Origin of the sequence: Edaphobacter dinghuensis (assembly GCF_014640335.1) — a bacterium.
In the GTDB taxonomy this organism is placed as follows: Bacteria; Acidobacteriota; Terriglobia; order Terriglobales; family Acidobacteriaceae; genus Edaphobacter; species Edaphobacter dinghuensis.
The window spans coordinates 937,466-956,791 of the sequence record NZ_BMGT01000002.1 but is presented as its reverse complement, the minus strand read 5'-3'; the positions used below and the strand labels follow the sequence as shown (position 1 = coordinate 956,791).

16 protein-coding genes, 1 tRNA gene and 1 riboswitch are annotated in these 19,326 nt (G+C 58.0%); of the genes, 10 read left to right on the top strand and 7 right to left on the bottom strand.

Going from position 1 to position 19,326, the window contains the following annotated elements; all coding sequences use genetic code 11:
• Window positions 1–160 precede the first annotated feature (160 nt).
• The 3 genes from IEW09_RS09530 (at window position 161) to IEW09_RS09520 (ending at window position 4,234) form a co-directional block, all read left to right on the top strand.
• Complete coding sequence (locus IEW09_RS09530) at window positions 161–1,522, top strand: Gfo/Idh/MocA family protein (RefSeq protein WP_188553912.1); 1,362 nt, start codon at window positions 161–163, stop codon at window positions 1,520–1,522.
• Window positions 1,523–1,805: 283 nt separating this feature from the next.
• On the top strand, window positions 1,806–3,065 hold the full coding sequence (locus tag IEW09_RS09525) for a spinster family MFS transporter (RefSeq protein ID WP_188553911.1): 1,260 nt from the start codon (window positions 1,806–1,808) through the stop codon (window positions 3,063–3,065).
• Window positions 3,062–4,234: a glycosyltransferase gene (locus IEW09_RS09520; protein WP_188553910.1), complete on the top strand. Its 1,173-nt coding sequence runs from the start codon at window positions 3,062–3,064 to the stop codon at window positions 4,232–4,234. The genes IEW09_RS09525 and IEW09_RS09520 overlap by 4 nt, the downstream gene beginning before the upstream one ends.
• Here the strand turns inward: IEW09_RS09520 and IEW09_RS09515 are convergent.
• Both IEW09_RS09515 and ispG read right to left on the bottom strand, forming a co-directional pair.
• A complete protein-coding gene (locus IEW09_RS09515) occupies window positions 4,220–5,230 on the bottom strand; it encodes a polysaccharide deacetylase family protein (protein ID WP_188553909.1) in 1,011 nt (336 codons plus the stop codon). The genes IEW09_RS09520 and IEW09_RS09515 overlap by 15 nt on opposite strands.
• Before the next feature lie 96 nt (window positions 5,231–5,326).
• On the bottom strand, window positions 5,327–6,562 hold the full coding sequence (gene ispG / locus IEW09_RS09510) for a flavodoxin-dependent (E)-4-hydroxy-3-methylbut-2-enyl-diphosphate synthase (RefSeq protein WP_188553908.1): 1,236 nt from the start codon (window positions 6,560–6,562) through the stop codon (window positions 5,327–5,329).
• Between the two features lie 110 nt (window positions 6,563–6,672).
• On the opposite strand from ispG, the gene IEW09_RS09505 reads away from it, so the two are divergent.
• The 3 genes from IEW09_RS09505 to IEW09_RS09495 all read left to right on the top strand — a co-directional run bounded on the left by IEW09_RS09505 (window position 6,673) and on the right by IEW09_RS09495 (window position 10,943).
• Window positions 6,673–6,749: transfer RNA gene (locus IEW09_RS09505), tRNA-Arg, on the top strand.
• 85 nt (window positions 6,750–6,834) lie between these two features.
• The gene (locus IEW09_RS09500) at window positions 6,835–9,690 is read left to right on the top strand and encodes a S53 family peptidase (RefSeq protein ID WP_188553907.1); all 2,856 of its coding nucleotides are present in this window, start codon (window positions 6,835–6,837) and stop codon (window positions 9,688–9,690) included.
• 278 nt (window positions 9,691–9,968) lie between these two features.
• On the top strand, window positions 9,969–10,943 hold the full coding sequence (locus IEW09_RS09495; RefSeq protein WP_188553906.1) for a glycosyltransferase family 2 protein: 975 nt from the start codon (window positions 9,969–9,971) through the stop codon (window positions 10,941–10,943).
• Between the two features lie 93 nt (window positions 10,944–11,036).
• Here the strand turns inward: IEW09_RS09495 and IEW09_RS09490 are convergent, their stop codons facing one another.
• Window positions 11,037–11,570, bottom strand: a complete 534-nt coding sequence (locus tag IEW09_RS09490; RefSeq protein ID WP_188553905.1) for a hypothetical protein — start codon at window positions 11,568–11,570, stop codon at window positions 11,037–11,039.
• Window positions 11,571–11,810: 240 nt separating this feature from the next.
• On the opposite strand from IEW09_RS09490, the gene IEW09_RS09485 reads away from it, so the two are divergent.
• The 3 genes from IEW09_RS09485 (at window position 11,811) to IEW09_RS09475 (ending at window position 16,165) form a co-directional block, all read left to right on the top strand.
• Window positions 11,811–12,776, top strand: a complete 966-nt coding sequence (locus IEW09_RS09485) for a quinone oxidoreductase family protein (RefSeq protein ID WP_188553904.1) — start codon at window positions 11,811–11,813, stop codon at window positions 12,774–12,776.
• A 39-nt stretch (window positions 12,777–12,815) separates the two neighbouring features.
• A complete protein-coding gene (locus IEW09_RS09480) occupies window positions 12,816–13,301 on the top strand; it encodes a group II truncated hemoglobin (RefSeq protein ID WP_188553903.1) in 486 nt (161 codons plus the stop codon).
• Window positions 13,302–13,432: 131 nt separating this feature from the next.
• A riboswitch (cobalamin riboswitch) is annotated at window positions 13,433–13,654 on the top strand.
• Window positions 13,655–13,690: 36 nt separating this feature from the next.
• Complete coding sequence (locus IEW09_RS09475; RefSeq protein ID WP_188553902.1) at window positions 13,691–16,165, top strand: TonB-dependent receptor; 2,475 nt, start codon at window positions 13,691–13,693, stop codon at window positions 16,163–16,165.
• A gap of 79 nt (window positions 16,166–16,244) precedes the next feature.
• On the opposite strand, the gene IEW09_RS09470 is transcribed toward IEW09_RS09475, so the two are convergent.
• From IEW09_RS09470 to IEW09_RS09460, 3 genes are all read right to left on the bottom strand, one after another.
• Window positions 16,245–16,784: a DinB family protein gene (locus IEW09_RS09470; RefSeq protein WP_188553901.1), complete on the bottom strand. Its 540-nt coding sequence runs from the start codon at window positions 16,782–16,784 to the stop codon at window positions 16,245–16,247.
• A 103-nt stretch (window positions 16,785–16,887) separates the two neighbouring features.
• On the bottom strand, window positions 16,888–17,358 hold the full coding sequence (locus IEW09_RS09465) for an SRPBCC family protein (RefSeq protein ID WP_188553900.1): 471 nt from the start codon (window positions 17,356–17,358) through the stop codon (window positions 16,888–16,890).
• A gap of 125 nt (window positions 17,359–17,483) precedes the next feature.
• Window positions 17,484–17,696 (bottom strand): hypothetical protein, encoded by a 213-nt coding sequence (locus IEW09_RS09460; protein ID WP_188553899.1) that lies wholly within the window; start codon window positions 17,694–17,696, stop codon window positions 17,484–17,486.
• Between the two features lie 82 nt (window positions 17,697–17,778).
• On the opposite strand from IEW09_RS09460, the gene IEW09_RS09455 reads away from it, so the two are divergent.
• The gene (locus IEW09_RS09455) at window positions 17,779–18,696 is read left to right on the top strand and encodes a vWA domain-containing protein (RefSeq protein WP_188553898.1); all 918 of its coding nucleotides are present in this window, start codon (window positions 17,779–17,781) and stop codon (window positions 18,694–18,696) included.
• Between the two features lie 9 nt (window positions 18,697–18,705).
• On the opposite strand, the gene IEW09_RS09450 is transcribed toward IEW09_RS09455, so the two are convergent.
• On the bottom strand, window positions 18,706–19,323 hold the full coding sequence (locus tag IEW09_RS09450; protein ID WP_188553897.1) for a GNAT family N-acetyltransferase: 618 nt from the start codon (window positions 19,321–19,323) through the stop codon (window positions 18,706–18,708).
• Between the last annotated feature and the right edge of the window lie 3 nt (window positions 19,324–19,326).

Sequence of the window (19,326 nt, the reverse complement as noted above, 5' to 3'; positions counted from 1 at the left end):
TCAATAGTACGAAATAAAAATGAATTATAACGAAGTAAAAACGTATTGCAGCTAAGAAAAAACGTAGTATAACGAAACAACCGATAAAGTGCCGTCCGGGAACCTCTACAGGCTAACTCTGTAGATCGAATGCATCGAGATTTAAGGGGGAGAAGAGAGTATGAGCGACGAATTGCGTAACGCGTTGGACGATATTTCAAGAAGGAACTTCCTTCGCCTCGGCGGCATCACCGCCGTTGGCCTGAGCGTTCCGCAGCTTCACGCCGAGGCCGCAAAGCCGCAGGGATCAAGCATGATCGGCGTTCCGTTCGCCGCGAAGAACCCAAAGATCGGCATCATCGGCGTCGGCGGAAGAGGAACCAGCCTTCTCGGTAATCTGCTCGCAGCCGACGCGCAGATTCTCGCCCTCTGCGATATCGTGCAGGAGCACGCCGACCACGCGCAGTCACTCGTCGTAAAGGCCGGACAGCCCTCTCCCGAGCTGTACACCAAAGGCGACCACGCCTTCGAGTCGCTGGTGGCCCGCGACGATCTTGACCTCGTCATCATCGCAACTCCGTGGGACTGGCATGTGCCGATGGCCGTCGCTGCCATGACGCACGGCAAACACGCCGCCGTCGAAGTACCGGCTGCCGCCACCATCGAGGATTGCTGGAAGCTGGTCAACACCTCCGAGCGCACCCAGCGCCACTGCATGATGCTCGAAAACTGTTGCTACGGCTACAACGAAACCCTCATCCTGCGCATGACCCACGAAGGGCTCTTCGGCGACCTGCTCTACGGAGAAGGCGCCTACCTCCACGACCTTCGCGAAGAGCTCTTCTCCAATAAGGGAGAGGGCTTGTGGCGCCGCACCGTTCATACCCAGCGCAACGGCAACCTTTATCCGACGCATGGTCTCGGCCCCGTGGCGAATTATATGGGCATCCAGCGCGGCGACCGGTTCGACTACATCGTCTCCATGAGCACGCCCCAGATGGGACTCGATGCTTATCGCAAAGCACACCTGCCGTCCTCCGATCCTCGCTGGTCCGAGCGTTACATCACCGGAGACATGAGCACCTCGCTCATCAAGACAGCGAACGGCCGCACGATCACGCTCCAGAACGGTACCGTCAACCCCCATCCCTACAGCCGCACCAATCTGATCGCCGGCACCAAGGGTCTCTTCGTCGACTATCCGCCGCGAATCTATCTTGACGGACAGACCGGCGGTGAGGAGTGGGCCACGATCGACTCGTGGAAGGATCACCAGCATCCGCTGTGGAAGCGCGAAGGCGAGATCGCGCAGAAGCTGGGAGGCCACGGCGGCATGGACTACATCATGCTGTACCGCCTGCTCGAGTGCATGCGCAACGGCCTGGTGCCCGATATGGATGTCTACGACGCCGCAACCTGGTCCGCACCCGGCCCACTCAGCAGGCTCTCGGTGGCCGAAGGCAGCGCGCCTGCTAAATTTCCCGACTTCACCCGCGACCACTGGAAGGAACGCACCGCATCGCAGATCGCCACCCAAACCTAGATTGGTTTTATTAGGAGTGTCATCCTGAGCGAAGCCTCTCGCAGCTTTATCGCGAGAGGCGCAGTCGAAGGACCTGCGGTTTGCTCCAGCACTTGACACTCCTGCTATCCTTAAAACAGGAAAACAAAGTCCGGCCAGCGCCGGACTTTCGCTTTTAAGTCATACCGGAAGTCTGGACTTAGGTCCTTTGTTTCGAAGACTTTGGATACTTTAAGTAGGGGAGGGGGGATACCTGCAAAACGCGATGAACGAACAGCCACAATCCGCTGCTATCCTTCCCAACATGGCCTCCGCGACTAAACCGAAGCCCTCTGCTGCCTCCGTCGTTGGAGCGACCACGGCGCTTGTCCTGCTCACCGCGCTCAACTTCGTCAACTACATCGACCGCTACATCCTGCCCGGCGTGCAGGAGCAGATCAAGGGCGAGTTCCACACCACCGACGCGCAGATCGGCTCGCTCACCCTCTGGTTCATGCTGGCGTACATGTTTACGTCGCCCATCACCGGCTGGTTGGGCGACCGCTTCCCACGCAAGCCGATGATCGTTATCGCCGCCCTCTTTTGGAGCGGCATCAACTTCCTCACCGCGACCGTGCATTCTTACGACTCGCTTAACGTCCGTCACGCTGCGCTCGGCGTCGGCGAAGCCAGCTTCGGCATCTTCGCGCCCGCCATCCTCGCTGACTTCTACCCCGAAGACCAGCGCAACCGCGTCCTCACTATCTTCAACGTAGCTATTCCCGTTGGCGCGGCGCTCGGTTACCTCATCGGTGGAACGGTCGGTGAACATCACGGCTGGCGCATGTCCTTCATTGTCTCCGCCGTTCCCGGAGTCATTCTCGCGCTGCTCATCGCCTTCTTCATGAAGGAGCCGGCACGCGGAGCCAGCCAGCACGACAAGGCCAAGCTGAAGAAGGACACAGTCGTCACCCTGCTCAAAAATAAGGCGTACCTCGCCTCCATCCTCGGTTACGCTGCCGTCACCTTTTCGCTCGGTGGCATCTCGTGGTGGATGCCTTCGTTTCTCCAGCGTGTCGATGGCCGCAGCGAGTCCTCCGCCGCATTTCTGATGGGAGCGATCACTGTTGTCACCGGACTCGGCGGCACGATCGTTGGAGGCACCATCGCGCAGAAGTGGTCATATAAAAACTCCAAGGCGCTCTACCTCGTCCCTGCGTGGAGCGCGCTGCTCGCCGTCCCTCCCGCGTTGCTCTGCTTCTTCGGCCCTAAGCCATTCACACTGCCCTCGCTCGCCGTCGCTGTCTTCCTGATCTTTCTCGGCACCGGACCAGTCAACGCAGCCACAGTGAACGCCGTTCGCCCCGAGATCCGAGCGACTGCGCTGGCAGGACAGCTCTTCATGATCCATGCTCTCGGTGATGCCATCTCGCCGCGCATCATCGGCAGCATCAGCGACCGCAGCAATCTCAACACCGGCCTCGGAGCCACGCTGATCACCCTTGTTCTTGCGGCCATCATCTTCTTCGTCGGATCGAGATATGCTCCCGAGCTGCATTCCTCCGAAATGCAAGTCGCAGCATGAACCTTGCTCCAATACTCCCGTATCTGGCGTGGTTGATCGCTCTCTTTTGGGTATGGAAAGCCATCGCCGCTGCGCGTGGACTTCCCGGCATTCCCGACATTACGCTGCCGCAGTACGACGTTTCTCCCGAAGGCAATCCATCTCTCACCGTCATCGTTCCTGCTCGCAACGAAGCGGCTGACATCGCAGCCTGTCTGCAATCGCTGCTGCAACAGGACTACGCAAACCTCCAGATCATCGCTGTCGATGATCGCTCCGCCGATCAGACCGGAGCGATTATGGACTCACTCGCTGCCGCGCATCCGGACAAGCTTCGTGTCCTCCACATCACCGAACTCCCACCGAATTGGCTGGGCAAGACACACGCGATGGCCTTAGCCACGCGCCATGCAGCATCCGACTATCTTCTCTTCACGGATGCCGACATCCTCTTTCGTCCCGATGCTCTTCGCCGCTGCCTCGCGCAAGCCATCGCGACCAACGCCGACCACTTCGTCACGCTGCCTACTCCTACCATCAAGACTCGCGGCGAAGGCATGTTGCTCGGCTTTCTTCAGGTTCTCGGGCTTTGGGTTACGCGTCCCTGGCGCGCTGATAATCCTCGCGCTAAGCGCGACTTTGTAGGCATCGGTGCCTTCTGCTTGCTGCGCCGGTCGGTCTATCAGAAGCTAGGCGGCTTCGAGGCCGTCCGCATGGAGATCCTCGAAGATCTCAGCCTCGCCCGCCGCGTCAAGCTGATGGAGCTTCGCCAACGCGTGGCCATCGCTCCCGGCCTCGTCAAGGTGCATTGGGCCTCTGGAGCGATGGGCGTAGTTGGCGTAATGACGAAGAACCTCTTCGCTGTCTTCGTCTTCCGCATTTCATTGCTGCTGATTGCCTGTGGATGGCTCGCGCTGTTCTACCTTGCGCCCATCGCGTGGCTGGCATGGCCAGAGACGCGCATCCCATCCATCGTTACTCTCGTAGCCATCGCTCTGCTCTATCGTTTGGCCGGGCGCCTCAGCGGAATCTCCGCATGGTACGGCGTCTTGTTTCCGATCAGCGCAATCCTGTTTCTTTATAGCCTGCTGCGGTCCATGGTCATCACGCTCAAACAAGGAGGAGTCACCTGGCGAGGCACGTTCTATCCTCTCGCTGAGCTCCGCAAAGATGTCTCAACGTCCCACTAAGGATGCTGTCCAGGGGCTGATTCTAGCTGCAGCCACGGCACGAAATTTATCCGGGTCCGAAGGAACTGTTCCACGCAGAAGATTGCTCCGTCTCAGATGGGTAGCGTTGTTGATCCCGCCGTATGCTGAAAAACACATGCTGTAACCGGCATCGATGGCAATCTTTTCAGTCGTTTCGTTGAAGCAGCCTTTCTCCCCAACCGGGTAAGCCAAACTTTTTACATTGCTTCCAAGCTGTCTTTCGATCGCGTTCTTTGAGCCTTCCAATTCCTTCTTCTGTGCTTCCGGCGATAGTTTTCCGAGGATCGCGTGAGACAGGGTGTGCGATCCAATCGTCATTCCTGCCGCCTGCATCTCTCTTGCCTCGTCCCAGTTAAGAAATCGTCTCTTCACTTCGGGAAGCTCACATTCAGCTTCGCGCCGGATATCGTCCATCATCTCCTCTGCCTGAACAGTGTTCGCCTGTTTGTAGTGCTGCAGGACGGCGTCAATCGCAACCCCTCGATGCCCATTCAGTGAGAGCTTCAGCGGCGTTGGAGATTCAAGTTGGATCTCTGTTCTCTTCGTATTTCGCAGGCGATATGCGATCTCGTCCCACCACGGCACCGTAGCTGTACCTACATAATCGCTAACAAGGAAAAAGGCAGCCGTCGTTCCAGAGCTGCGAAAGACATCCAGGGCTTTGGTGTAGTTGTCCAGATATCCGTCGTCGAATGTGAACGCTACATACAGATGCTTTACAGGTGTCTTACCCGAAACCAGGTTCTCCAGCTCCTCGCCGGAGACAATGGGAGCACGCTTCTTGAAGTATTGGATTTGGGCATCCAGTTCATCGACTGTGGCACCGAAGAGATTCCTATCGAAGCATGTCTCCGTTGGCACACCAATCCGATGGTGACTCACAATCAAAATGCCGGGCTTCGAGTGGTGCAACTCAAGTGCTCGGAGAACCCCCAGCTTCTGTAAAGCACGGGCCAGGAACATTTGGTACGACATACAACTCATTTCCGGGGAGGAAACTTCTCGGAGAATTTTCGTACTTTTCGATCATGCGTTCCGTCTTTCTACTTGCAACGAGCTATCGATCCCGTACTATCGACTTCCTACCAGCTCATGTCCATACCGCTTTTCCACATACTCATCGAGAATCACCTGAAACTCTTCAACGATTCTGTCGCCCTTCAATGTCGTAAATAATTTGCCATCAACGTACACAGGCGCCTTCGGTTCTTCGAAGGTTCCTGGTAGTGAGATGCCGATATTGGCGTGTTTGCTTTCTCCGGGACCATTAACAATGCAGCCCATTACCGCCAGCTTCATCTCTTCCACGCCGGGATACTGCTTCTTCCACTCCGGCATCGAGGCCACCAGGTATCCCTGGATCTTCTCTGCAAGTTCTTGAAAATACGTCGAAGTCGTTCGTCCACAGCCGGGGCAGCTCGTTACCTGCGGCATAAAGCTGCGAATCCCCAGCGATTGCAGAATCTGCTGCCCACAGCGAACCTCTTCGCTGCGATCACCCCCCGGGGTAGGCGTCAGGCTGACGCGAATCGTATCCCCTATTCCAGAGAGCAGGAGTGGGGCCAAACCCGCCGTCGAGGCCACTACACCCTTCATTCCCATTCCGGCCTCGGTCAGCCCAAGGTGGAGCGCATAGTCACAGCGCCCGGCCAGTTCGGTATAGACGTCGATCAGGTCGCGTACGCCCGAAACTTTGGCGCTCAGGATGATCTGGTCCCGCCGCAATCCATATCGTTCTGCCGCGGCGCCATTGTCGAGCGCCGACACCACCATCGCCTCCATCATCACGTCGCGTGCGGGCAGGGGATCGGCAGACTTCGAGTTCTCGTCCATCATCTTCGTTAGCAGAGCCTGATCGAGCGATCCCCAGTTGACCCCGATCCGCACCGGCTTCTGGTGCTTGACTGCTACTTCGACCATGGTCCTGAAGTTGTCGTCGTCCTTGCGGCCAATCGAACAATTGCCCGGGTTAATCCGGTACTTCGCCAGCGCCTCCGCCGTATCGGGATACTTGGTCAGCAATAGATGGCCGTTATAGTGGAAGTCGCCGATGATCGGAGTCGTCCAGCCCTTTTTGGCAATGCCCTCGACAATATAGGGAACGGCTTTGGCGGCATCATCATTGTTGACGGTGACTCGCACCATCTCCGAGCCTGCCCGGGCTAACGCCGCAATCTGCTGCACCGTCGATTCAACGTCCGCCGTGTCCGTATTGGTCATCGACTGCACCACGACCGGGGCATCCGAGCCCACACGAATCCCACCAATATTTACTGTTACTGCACGTCGACGCTGTATCTCAGGCATAAAGTCTCCACCCTCAAGTTTATCACTGCGTCCGGCTCGGGCCTCACGGTACACTGTCATCTAAAGCGGTCTAAACATTCGTAAAATTTGATCTTGCTCCTTTTATCCTTGGCCCGGTAGCTCAGTTGCATAGAGCAGCGCACTCCTAACGCGAAGGTCGCAGGTTGGACTCCTGCCCGGGCCACCACCCTCTCCCCCCATTGAAAAATGATCTTCTGTCGCAACTACCCCAATCAAACTGTGTTCAACTCATTTTGCTGCACTCAGGGACGATGATGACAAGAAAGTTTCACCTCTCCAGGCGTAGTTTGTTAGGGCTGACAGCATCCGCTTCACTCCTCTTCGGCTCCACGATCTCCTCACTCGCTCAGAAACCGCAGTCCCGTATTGCCGGAGAGATCACTTCCGAGCGCGTCGTGATCCCCAAATCACAGCCTCCCCTGGCCAAATTTGCCGAAGACAAGGGAAGCCTTGCGCCTCAGACCCAGCTTGGCAGCATGAGCCTTGTTTTCAGTCGCTCCGCCGCGCAGGAGGCCGATCTTCAGGCCCTGATTGCTGCACAGCAGAACCCTGCCTCGCCGCAGTATCACGTCTGGCTGACTCCCGACCAGTTCGCCACCCGCTTCGGCATGTCCGACTCCGATATCTCCAAGGCCGAGACATGGCTTGAGCAGCAGGGCTTTACCGTCGAAGGAGTGGCGCGCAGCAAAAATCGCATCACCTTCTCCGGTACGGCGGCGCAGGCCGAGGCCGCCTTTGGCGTCGAGTTGCACAACTATCAGACCGACGGCACCACCCACTTCGCTCCTGCCAGCGATATCAGTCTTCCCGCGGCACTCTCTCCCGTCATTCAGGGAGTCACCAATCTTTCGAACTTCCGTCCTCACTCGCACATGCTGGTGAAGCAAGGCCAGGTCGTTCCCACTGCAAACTTCACCTCGGGCCAGACTGGCAATCACTATCTGACTCCTGGCGATATCGAGACGATCTACGACATTAAGGCAGCGCAGAGCGCAGGGTTCAATGGCGCTGGCCAGTCGATTGCGATCATGGGCCAGTCTGCCGTCACACTCTCTGATATCGAGAACTTCCAGAGCGCTGCGGGCCTCACGAAGAAGGACCCTACGCTCGTCCTTGTGCCGAGCACTGGTAGCTCTACCGTTTACACCGGAGACGAGTCCGAGTCTGATCTGGATCTCGAATACTCGGGTGCTATCGCTCCCGGCGCGACTATCTACTTTGTCTACTCCGGCAATAACACCAATGCCAGCGTGAACGACGCCATCGAATACGCCGTCGATAACGACATCGCGCCCATTATCAGCACCAGCTACGGCGGCTGCGAAACTGAGTATTCGGCTACGTCATACGCAACCGAGAACAGTGTGTTTGCACAGGCGGCAGCGCAGGGACAGACGGTGATCGCGGCTGCTGGAGATGAAGGCTCGACCGATTGCTATGGCGTCAAGGGACTCAGCACCGCGCAGCAGCAGGCCCTTGCGGTAGACTTTCCCGCCAGCAGCCAATATGTAACTGCCATGGGCGGCACCGAGTTCTCCACCGCCAACGTCGCCAGCGGCAGCAGTTACTGGACAGCGTCCAGCGGCAGCGATGTTATCAGCTCAGCCAAGTCCTACATCCCTGAGCAGATCTGGAACGACGATTCTTCGACCATCGGTATCTCCGCAGGCGGCGGCGGTGTCAGCGTTCTCAATACCACCCGGCCTTCCTGGCAGGTGGGTGTTCCTGGTATTCCCTCGGGTACTACCCGCGTGGTGCCTGATATCTCACTCGATGCCTCGCCCAACAACGCTGGCTATCTCTATTGTTCCAGCGACACGGGGACCGGAATCACGGGCAGTTGCTCGAATGGCTTCCGCGACAGCAGCAACACCAACTTGACCGTTGCCGGTGGCACCAGTTTCACCGTTCCTATCTTTGCGGGCATGGTGGCCATGATTAATCAGGCGACCGGCCAGACGGGGCAGGGCGTCGTCAACCCAACGCTCTACACGCTTGCCGCCAATACCTCGACCTACGCCTCGGCGTTTCACGACATCACTACCGGCAACAATGCCTGCACCGCCGGAACAGCTTATTGCACCACCGCAGCGGCGAACACCTCGCTCTATGCCGCCGGTCCCGGCTACGACCTGGCCAGCGGTCTTGGCTCGCTTGACTTCAATAACCTGCTTACCGCATGGAAGGCGGCTGCAGTCGCGGGTAGCTCATCGCTCCTCGCCACGACTACAACCATTACCGCGGCCAGCACTGCTCCAGCCTCCGGCGCTGCGGATGTACTCACTATCTCTGTCGCTCCTTCTACCGGTACGGGCACACCCACCGGTACAGTTGCGATTCTGGTAGATGGCACGCCAGTATCGCCTGCGCCAACGCTTTCGAGCGGTACCACTACCTATAGCTTCTCTTCCACTACCGACGGCTCACACGTCATTCGCGTGACCTACTCCGGCGACGGAACCTATGCGCCGTCGACCAATACGCTCGTTGTGAATGTGGGTGCGAACTTCACGATTGCTGCAGCCCCTACCACCATTACCGTAGCCTCTGGAAGCACAGGCACCTCTACCATCACGGTAACTCCGGTGAACGGTTATACGGGAACTATCGACTGGTCGGTCACAGGCCCCTCGTCGCTGGCAGCCTGCTACACCATCGGCAGCAGCACCAGTACAACTACGGTCAGCGGAACCGCTCCCGTACCCGCAACGCTGACGATCTATACATCTGCGTCCCAATGCTCCGGAGCCAATGTATCGCCTTCAGGAAGTGGTGCGAAGCTTCGATTTTCCAACTCCCACCCTCAGGCTGCTCGCGGAAAGTCTCCTGCGCGGCCATTCTCTCCGGGGACGGGAACAGGCATAGCTCTGGCTGGTTTGCTCTTCTGCGGTCTTCTGGGAGGCCGTTCTCGTAAACTGCGCATCTTCCTCGCGCTCGGTGTCATCTCGGTGGCGACGCTCTCGACCTTTGGTTGCGGCAGCAGTAGCTCTACCACCACGACAACGACTAGCAATGCAGCCTCAGGAACCTACGCTCTTACCGTAACGGGAACGGACAGCGCATCGTCGAAGTCCTCCTCGGCGAACATCACCCTGGTCGTTCAATAGCGCAACACAAGCTGTTTTTGTTCCGACAGGCAGGGACTTTACCGCTCGGTAAAGTCCCTGTTTTGAATGGATAAGACCCATTTTGCGGCCATCGCTTCGTCGTTCAAATATCGGTACGGTTCCAGTTGAAGAGAGGCCACTTTGCGGGGATCTCTGAAGCGAGTGTTTTGCGCTGATCAACAACAAATGTTCTGTCAGCTAAAAAATCTGCAACCGTACCTTATTCGAACATGTCTAAACAACACAGGCCGCTCTACTTGGGGAGTATCATTAACATCGTGTCGAAATATTCCATCGTCGTTCCCTTTCATAACGAAGAAGACAATGTCACCACGCTCTACGATCGCCTCAAGGCCATCATGGAGCATGTCGGCGACAGCTTTGAACTGGTCTTCGTCGACGACGGCTCGCGCGATCGCACCTATCGCCTGCTCGAAGAGATAGCCGCGGTAGACAGCCGCGTCCTTGTCGTTAAGCTTCGCCGCAACTTCGGCCAGACCTCGGCGCTCGCCGCCGGCTTCGATCATGCCACCGGTGACTACATCCTCGCCATGGATGGCGATCTGCAGCACAATCCCGACGAGATCCCCAACTTCCTTGCCAAGCTCGAAGAGGGCTATGACGTCGTTAGCGGCTGGCGCTCTCACCGCGGTGATAACTTCATCATGCGCCGCATCCCCTCACGCGCGGCTAACTGGTTGATGGCGACGCTCAGCGGCGTCAACATCCATGACTTTGGAACCACCTTCAAGGCGTATCGTCGCGAGGTCATTCAAAATATCCCGCTCTACGGCGAGATGCACCGCTTTATCCCTGCGCTCGCTTCGTGGTACGGCGCCAGCATCTGCGAGATTCCGATCTCCAATCCTGCCCGCGAGTTCGGTAAGAGCCACTACGGCATCTCCCGTACCTTCCGCGTCTTCTTCGACCTGCTGACGATCCGTTTCCTGTTGAAGTACATGACCCGACCGCTGCACTTCTTCGGAACCATCGGCGCGCTGGGCGTGGCTACCGGCTCGGGCCTTGCCATCTGGCTGTTCATCCTCAAGCTGCTCAGCGGCCAGCCAATTATGGATCAGCATGGCCCCATCTTTGTGATCGCCGGTATTTTGATCCTCGCTGGTGTTCAGATGATTGGCATTGGCCTCCTCGGCGAGTTGCAGGTTCGCCACTACTTCACCGCAGCCCACCGCGCTCCTTATGCTGTAGACCGGGTCATCCGGCTCCGCTCCGAAGAGAGTCTGCTTCAGTAAAGTTGCTGCATCCAAATTGCATACATAGCAAAGCCCCTGATCAAACTGACAGGGGCTATGTTCTTTTTGCAATAAAGTTGCCGAGGCTTGAGGTTACTTGGTGTCCTTCTCGATCTCTTCCTGCGACTCGATCTCCTGCTGGGCCTCTTTTTCGGCGTCCTTGAAGGCCAGTACGTCTACCTGGTCCTGGTTCTTCGCCGCTGCCACCAGCGGATCGCTTAGTCCCTTCAGGTGATCGGCAAAGTCTCTCATGCACTGTGCCTGATCGTTGGGGTGTCCCGGAGCCGCTGCTTGCTGTCGCAGCATCGTTTCCAGTCTCACGGTAGCTCCCAACCGGTAGGGAATGACTGTATACGATACGGGATCGCGCATCTCGAAGACGTCTTCGCGCAATTTGGTTTCTCCGGCGATTACGCCCGCTTTCGCCGTGGCGAACGATTGCCGGGAACAGATAGAAGCAATTGCAGCGGCACCCTTGGCGGCCAGCACCGTCGGTTGCTCCGAGGGCACCCCGGTAATGGATGGCTCCGCCTTCCCATGGCATCCCAGAATCCCTGTCGCCAACCCGGCGGTCAGCAATCCAGCCCATAGCCCACGTGCCAGCCCACAACTTAGCCCATACCGCATCCGTACACCTCAGAAGGACCTGTATATTATGCGCAAATTTACAGATAAAGTTCAAAACCGGGAGAGGTCCACCAACGACGCCTGAGAACACGGCGTCTCGCAGCCTGCGATCATCACGCAAAATACCATGCCGCAAAGAGCAGGCGCTATCTAAATCTAGGCCCATCCCCCGCTCTTTTCCTCTGTCCGCCTTGCTCAAAAAAACACAGTAGAATCATCTCTGACGGCATCCAATTCAGAATGCAAGCCATCCAGATTCTCGCTCCCGGCGGCCCCGACGCTCTCGTTCTTCGCGATCTCCCCACACCGGCTCCCGGCCCCGGCGAAGCTCTTGTCCGTCTTGAAGCTTCAGGCGTCAACTTCATTGACGTTTATTTCCGCGAAGGCCGCTATCCGGCGAAGCTGCCTTACACTCTCGGGCAGGAGGCTGCGGGAACGGTTGTGGCGATTGGAGACAACGTCACGACGGTAAAGGCCGGAGACCGGGTCGCCTGGTGCTCCATTCCTGGAACTTACGCCCAGTTGGCCGTTGCTCCCGCCGACCGCCTGGTTATCATCCCCGACGGGGTCAGCTTTCAGCAGGCAGCCGGAGCCATGTTGCAGGGGATGACCGCCCATTACCTCGCATATTCCACCTATCCCATACGCAGAGATGACGAGGTCCTCATCCATGCCGGAGCCGGTGGTGTAGGGCTTCTCTTTATTCAGATGGCGAAGTTGCTTGGGGCACGCGTTTACACCACTGTCTCCAACGATGAGAAGGCCGATCTTGCCCGTGCCGCCGGTGCCGATGAAGTGATCCTCTACACCAAAGAAGACTTCGCAGCGAAGATCAAAAAGATGTGCTCCGCCGGTCTGCACGCTGTCTATGACTCCGTTGGCAAGTCTACATTCGACAAATCGCTCGAGGTTCTTCGTCCGCGCGGAACCCTGGTGCTGTTCGGCGCTTCCAGCGGCCCAGTGCCGCCCTTTGATCTCATCAGGCTCTCCGGTCTCGGCTCGCTCTACATCACCCGGCCCACTCTCAAGGACTATATTGCCAGTCGCGCAGAGCTCGAGCTCCGAGCAGGCGCTGTCCTTAATGCCGTCGCCGACGGCACACTCAAGCTTCGGCTCGAGCACACGTATCCACTTGCCGACGCGGCCCACGCTCATCGTGATCTCGAAGCCCGCATCACTACGGGAAAGCTGCTTCTTATTCCATAAGAATCGACCACGGAGGTGGATCGCGCTAAAATTTCAGCCATGGCCTCCAAAGTCCCCACCCTTTACGAATGGCTAGGCGGCGCAGAGCCCCTCAATCGGCTCATCGACCGCTTCTATGAGAAGGTTCCTTCCGACCCTATTCTTGAGCCTCTCTTCGCTCAGATGCCGAAGGAGCACTTCCAGCATGTGGCCCAGTTCATCGCCGAGGTACTGGGTGGTCCCGACGATTACTCCAGACTTCACGGTGGACACGCTGCCATGATCCGTCACCACCTGGGGCGGGGCATCACGGAGCAGCAACGCCACCGCTGGGTTGGCCTCCTGCTTGAAACCGCAGACGAGCTGGAACTTCCCTCCGACCCAGAGTTTCGTTCTGCTCTCGTCGCCTACCTCGAGTGGGGTTCTCGCCTCGCCGTTATCAACTCGGCGCTCCCTGCCGATACCCCAGTCAGCGATGCGCCGATGCCCGCCTGGAACTGGGGCGTTCCCGGCGGTCCCTATCAGCCGGATACCCCTGAATCCTGAAGGCCGCAAGCGACAGGACCTTGTCGATCCGCATTCGGGCTATGCATTCATTTTGACTTCCACCTATCGATGCCTCAAACTTAAGCCTCACCCTTTTTCTCCTGCGGCGTGGCATCGTATCTCCAGCCGTTCCACCTAAACCCTTTGTCCCGATTCGGAATGCTCGGGAAGCGCGGTGAGACTCCGCCACTGCCCCGCAACTGTGATTCGCGCACGCAGCCGTACTATCGCTGCGTGAATGCCAGCCAGCCGCTCCCACTGATGCCGTAGCGCATTGGGAAGGGAAGCAGCCAAGCCCCACGGCCATCATGCATCGCGTCAGTCAGGAGACCGGTTCCGTCTGCGTACATCAACCACATTCCCGAGGGGGGAATGGAGGAGCTTCACTCATGTCTGCACCTCTGCACCGTTCCGCGGCAGCGTCATCTCTTCGCACGCTCGCTGCACTCGCCGCCATCCTGTTTCTTGCCGCGCCTTGCGCTCGCGCCGTCATCGTTCGCGGCACTGTTACCGACCCGCTCGGCGCCGCCGTCGCCGGAGCCCGTGTCCAACTGATTCAGGGTAAGAGCGCCATCGCCGCCTCGCTTACCGGCCTCGATGGCTCCTTTGAGATTCGCAGCACCGCGCCGGGACGCTTCCTTCTGCTTACCTCGGCGCGTACCTTCACGCCTAATATCGGCCAGGATTTCTACGGCGGTCGCACCGATGTTGTCACCCGCAACGTCACCCTCGAGATTGCCTCCGTTACCACCGCTGTCACGGTCACTGCCACCGGAATCCCTACACCGATCCAGCAGGTCAGCTCGCCAGTCACGCTCATCCCACAGTCTGATCTCGTCACCCAGGTCGGCATCGTCGATGACCTTCGCCAATCTCCCGGCGCGGCTGCCGTTCAGACCGGTCAATACGGCGGGGCTACCTCGCTCTTCGTTCGCGGCGGCAACTCCACGGCCAACAAGGTGCTCATCGACGGCATTCCCGCTGAAGACGTGGGCGGGGTCTTCGACTTCGGCAATGTCTCCTCAACCGGCCTTACCGGATTTGAGTTCTACCGCGGTCCCAATAGCGTCCTCTACGGTTCTGACGCCGGAGCTTCTGTTGTCAGCCTCAACAGCCCACGCGGCAACTCTCTTCGCCCTGCGCTCAACTACTCGGGCGACGCCGGTAACTTCCACACCTATCGCAACGAAGCTGCCCTCAGCGGTGCATGGAACCGTCTCGACTACTATGGTGCCTTCTCACGCTTCGACAGCTCCAACGCGCTGCCTCTGGACAGGTTCCACTCCGCCACTTCGGTAGCGAACCTCGGCTTCAACATCACTGCCAACACGCAGGCTCGCTTCACTTTGCGCAATGCTGTTTCGGCCAGCGGTCTGCCCAGCGCGCATGACTTCTACGGCATCTCCTCGGACGGCAAGCAGGGCGATCAGGACATCTACTCCGGCCTCACCCTCGAAAACCGTGCGCTCCAGAGCAAATGGCATAACCTTGTCCGCTACGGAATCGCCCGCAAGCGCGAGCAGGAGCACCAGTTCACCAACGTCGGCGAGCCTATCACTTATGACTTTGGCGGCGGCGACGTCTTCACCGAATACTTCGGCAATAACGTCACCATTCGCGGAGCCAACGGATATACCGCTACCGGGCAGGCGTCCTTCTTTCTACCCAACGAAGACTCCGCCTCCAACCGCGACGAGCTCTACTACCAATCCGACTACGCCTTCACCCACCACCTCACTGCCCTCTTCGGCTTCCGTTACGAGAACGAGCGCGGCAGCTTCGTCGAGCCTGACTTCGGCGAGGACGAGATCACCAAGCGCACCAACTATCAGTACACCCTTCAATTTCAGGGCGATATCAAAAGCCGTCTCTTCTACTCCCTTGGCGGTGCAATCGAAAAGAACCATCTTTACGGCGTAGCCGGAACACCGCGCATCGGCCTCTCGTATGTTCCTGTTCGCTCCGGCAACGGCTGGTTCAAAGGAACCAAGCTTCGCGCCAACGTCGCCACCGGCGTTCAGGAGCCAAACCTTGCCATCGAGTTCCAGAGCCTCTACAAGCAGTTGGAACTGGCCGGGAATACCTCAGCCATCGCGCAGTATCACATCACCCCGGTCGGTGCGGAGCGCTCACGCACCTACGACATCGGCATCGACCAGAACATCCTCAGCGAGAAGCTCATCCTCAAGGCAGGCTACTTCCACAACATCTTCGATCATCAGTTGGAAGGCGTGCAGTCAGGCGCACTGACGCAATACTTCGGCCTGCCGCCCAGCGTGGTCTCCGGCCTCTTCTCGGCTTATCTCAACTCGCTGGCCTTCCGCGCACAGGGCCTCGAAACCGAGTTGCAATACCAGCCTACTCGCCACATCTTCCTGCGTGGCGGTTATACCTACCTCGACGCTGTTGTGATCCAGTCGTTCTCCGGTGACGCCATCGCGGCCAACACCGGCAACCCCACGGAGAATCCCAACCTTCCCGGCATCGCCATTGGAGCCGAGAGCCCCCTGATCGGTGCTCGCCCCTTCCGTCGCCCACCGCACACTGGCTTCTTCACCGCACAGTACACCACCAGCAAATTCTCCGCAGCCCTCAAGGGGGCGCTCGCCAGCCGCTCTGACGACTCCACCTACCTCGACGGCTTCGATCCCAACTTTGGCAACAGCCTTATTCTTCCCAACCGCGATCTGGACTTCGGCTATGCCAAGCTCGACGCCAACTTCCTCTTCGCTGCCACCAATCACGTCACCATCTTCAGCCAGTTCGGCAATCTGCTCAGCCAGCAGCACATTGGTCCCATCGGCTATCCTGGCTTGCCCTTCACCTTCCGCACCGGTCTGAAGATCAGGATTGGCGGCAACTAACCGGTTTATATAGCAGCACGCGAAAACGGCCTTTGGGTGATGAACCCAAAGGCCGTTTTATTTTGTTGAGGATCGTTTATCAGGCGACGAGTGCGGGCCGATGTACCCAGCGAAAACCCTGGCCGGGGTCTCTTTCGTCAGCGCTTGGCCCCCAGCTTGCCGGGACAGCCACATCGAGCATGCGAAGGTAGACGCTGAACTGGCCGCGATGTTGATACCAGTGATTCAGCATGATGTCGCGCAGGAATTGCATTCGGGGTATAGCAAGCAGTTCCTCATCGCCGCGCATCAGACGCCAGGTTTCGCGCATGCTGTCATCGTTGTACGCGAGCAGCACTTTTCTCACCGTGACGACGCTCCGATCGAACGTCTCGAGGATCTCTCCAACGCTGGTGGGCTGAGTCTCCATGGCGAATTCGGGAGCCTGTACAGGGTTCTGCTGCACTGCCTGCACGACACCTCCCGGGACGCGCGCAAGATGAAAGGCCAACTGCCCGGCCGTCATGGAGCGCTCGTGCGGCCTCCAGGTCAGCTTGCTCTCGGGCAAACGCTCAAGAAAGATGCGAGTGATCGGTGCCTGTATATCAAATTCGGTAAAGATAGACTCTGCGAGTGACATAGCTTCTCTCCTTTTGGGGTGATGGTTACAGAATGCAAAGAACGATCGGTTGTGCGAGAGGGAATGACTCTCCATCTCACCCTCGCCATGCTTTCGAAGATGTTTAGGCTTTGCCGCTACGGCGCTCCGCAGCTTCGCGAATCCTCTTCATGAAATAGCCCCAACCGTTGTTGACGCTTCTCTCTCCCTGGGTAAACTCCGGCGGAATCATGCCGGCTGCGCGGTGCACGAACTTTACGCGGGTCAGACCGTTTTCTTCACTCAGCCTGTATTGCACGTTCGAGAAGGCAGGCTGTGACATGAACAGCGGTCCGCAGATCTCCAGCAGCTTGGGCGGTTTGATGGCCTGCACGTGGCCCCAGAAGTGTCCCGTATTGTTGCCCAGATCGCGATACCAGCGGCCGCCGGGCCATGGCTCAAGCTTCATGGAGAGCGACGTTCCATCTGGCGTCTCGTTGAGTGGCCCGAGCTGTTCGAGGATGGACTCGAACACGATATCGATTGTTGCCGCGATCAGCTCGTCTTGAACTACCTCGAGCGTTTGCATTGTCTGTTCAGAAGCTCCAGCCGCCATGGTTATCTCTCCTTGTCTTTCCTGTTTGGCTCTCGCGAGCGATTTGGTCCAGCATCCTGCGCTCGGCCCATTGCCGGATCAAGTCGATCCGATGGGCCCAGTAGCGCTCGTAGATCTTTCGCCAGTCATGCATCAGTCTCAGCTCCATTCACGTAATCGATAGAGCCGAGGTTTGCCCTGCTCCGCGAATCCCAGTCCACCGTTGAAGGAGGATTGGAGATGACGCCGAATCCATCGGTCCTGATCGCACCTGGTAGTATTGGTTCAAATATATACCCATATGAGAATATGTCAACTGCAAACGAGAACCATACGATAAATGGCTCAAAGAATGCCATGAAACATCTAAGATAAGTTGTTCGATCTGGTTACGTTATCTTCGGTTCTCTCACGCGTCTAACGATTGGAAGGGAAACATCAATGACCCGCTATTTTCTGGCCCTGACTCTTCTGACTGCCACAACCCTTGCAGCACAAGCTCAGCAGGAAGGTCCCACCCCGACGCAAGCTCTGGTTGCTGTCGATGCTAAAAACCCCACGGTCCCGACGATCTCCGATGTCACGATCAAGGTAAATAATCGGGCGACCCAGCTCACCAACCTCACGCCGGTGCAAGCTTCCGGAGCACAGGTTGCCATTCTCATCGACGATGGCCTGCGCATGAGCATGGCGCGCGAGCTGCCTGCGCTGCGTGATTTCGTCAAAGGTCTCCGCCCCGGAACCGAAGCCTTTGTGGGATACATGCAGAATGGCCGAATCATTAACAGTCAGGGCTTCACGACCGATCTCAATGCGGTTGCAGATGATCTGCGCATTCCAGTCGGTTCTCCCGGCCTCAGTGCCAGCCCCTACTTCTGCCTCTCCGACTTTGTGAAGAGGTGGCCTGAAAATGCGAGCTCAACTCCCAAAGCCCGCTTTGTACTTATGATTACGAACGGCGTCGATCCTTACAATGGCAGCACCAGCATCACGAACCAGAACAGTCCTTACGTCGACGCTGCGGTCAAGGACGCCCAGCGGGCCGGTGTTGCCGTCTACTCCATGTACTATTCGGACGCCGGTATTCGCGGCGGCCGTGCCAGCTTCAGCGGCCAAAGCTATCTTGCTCAGATAGCGCAGGGCACTGGTGGAACTGCTTACTATCAGGGAGTGGGTAACCCCGTCTCCATGGAACCGTACCTCAAGCAGTTTCAGAAGGCCATCTCCGAGACCTACGTTGCCAGCTTTATGGCTCCCGGGGGCAAGGGGTTGGTGCAGCTAAAGGTCTCCACCAAGCTGCCCAAGACGAAGCTCAACGCACCAGAGTATGTGAATCCCGGAACGCAGATACAACAGTAGCGAAGAGCACTACTGTCCCGAGTTGGAAGTAAGCGAGCCGGCCTGCAACTTCACCAGTTCAGGCTGGTCGAACTTGCTTGGCCCGAGCACTGCGATCTTCGGCAGTGAGCCGCGAACCATCGCTACTTCATCGCAGGCGTAGAGGCGCGGGCAGTTCTGGCAGTCCTTGTAGATCTTGTCCGGCAGAGCGGTGCGATCTACGGTTCTAAAGCCGAAGTGAAAGAAGAAGTCAGGGATGCGGGTAAAGAGGCTGACGCAGCTTACGCCCTGCTCTTCCGCCTCATCGAGCAACGCGCGTAGCAGCTTGCCGCCAGCGCCCTGCCCCTTGGCCTCGGGCTTCACCACAATCGACCGTACCTCGGCCAGATGTGGCCCATAAAGGTGCAAGGCACCGCAACCTAGGAAGACGCCGCTCTCGGACTCGGCAATCTTGAAGTCGCGGACGTTCTCGCAGATCTCGGCGTAGTTGCGGCGCAGCAGCGTGCCATCGCCGGAGAGGGAGTTGACCAGGTCGAAGATGTTCACGGCGTCCTGTAACTTCGCCGTGCGCACGGTAGCTCCGCCCACACGAGGGCGCGACGATGCGGTTGATTCACTTACTGGCGACAGTGGACTAAACACTGACATAAC

What these genes read in the sequence shown, in the direction of transcription:
- IEW09_RS09490 (WP_188553905.1), bottom strand. Translation starts at nt 11,570, where the DNA reads ATGCGGTATGGGCTAAGTTGTGGGCTGGCACGTGGGCTATGGGCTGGA.
- IEW09_RS09465 (WP_188553900.1), bottom strand. Translation starts at nt 17,358, where the DNA reads ATGGCGGCTGGAGCTTCTGAACAGACAATGCAAACGCTCGAGGTAGTT.
- IEW09_RS09520 (WP_188553910.1), top strand. Translation starts at nt 3,062, where the DNA reads ATGAACCTTGCTCCAATACTCCCGTATCTGGCGTGGTTGATCGCTCTC.
- IEW09_RS09530 (WP_188553912.1), top strand. Translation starts at nt 161, where the DNA reads ATGAGCGACGAATTGCGTAACGCGTTGGACGATATTTCAAGAAGGAAC.
- IEW09_RS09500 (WP_188553907.1), top strand. Translation starts at nt 6,835, where the DNA reads ATGATGACAAGAAAGTTTCACCTCTCCAGGCGTAGTTTGTTAGGGCTG.
- IEW09_RS09460 (WP_188553899.1), bottom strand. Translation starts at nt 17,696, where the DNA reads ATGGCATTCTTTGAGCCATTTATCGTATGGTTCTCGTTTGCAGTTGAC.
- IEW09_RS09475 (WP_188553902.1), top strand. Translation starts at nt 13,691, where the DNA reads ATGTCTGCACCTCTGCACCGTTCCGCGGCAGCGTCATCTCTTCGCACG.
- ispG (WP_188553908.1), bottom strand. Translation starts at nt 6,562, where the DNA reads ATGCCTGAGATACAGCGTCGACGTGCAGTAACAGTAAATATTGGTGGG.
- IEW09_RS09470 (WP_188553901.1), bottom strand. Translation starts at nt 16,784, where the DNA reads ATGTCACTCGCAGAGTCTATCTTTACCGAATTTGATATACAGGCACCG.
- IEW09_RS09485 (WP_188553904.1), top strand. Translation starts at nt 11,811, where the DNA reads ATGCAAGCCATCCAGATTCTCGCTCCCGGCGGCCCCGACGCTCTCGTT.
- IEW09_RS09515 (WP_188553909.1), bottom strand. Translation starts at nt 5,230, where the DNA reads ATGTCGTACCAAATGTTCCTGGCCCGTGCTTTACAGAAGCTGGGGGTT.
- IEW09_RS09480 (WP_188553903.1), top strand. Translation starts at nt 12,816, where the DNA reads ATGGCCTCCAAAGTCCCCACCCTTTACGAATGGCTAGGCGGCGCAGAG.
- IEW09_RS09450 (WP_188553897.1), bottom strand. Translation starts at nt 19,323, where the DNA reads ATGTCAGTGTTTAGTCCACTGTCGCCAGTAAGTGAATCAACCGCATCG.
- IEW09_RS09455 (WP_188553898.1), top strand. Translation starts at nt 17,779, where the DNA reads ATGACCCGCTATTTTCTGGCCCTGACTCTTCTGACTGCCACAACCCTT.
- IEW09_RS09525 (WP_188553911.1), top strand. Translation starts at nt 1,806, where the DNA reads ATGGCCTCCGCGACTAAACCGAAGCCCTCTGCTGCCTCCGTCGTTGGA.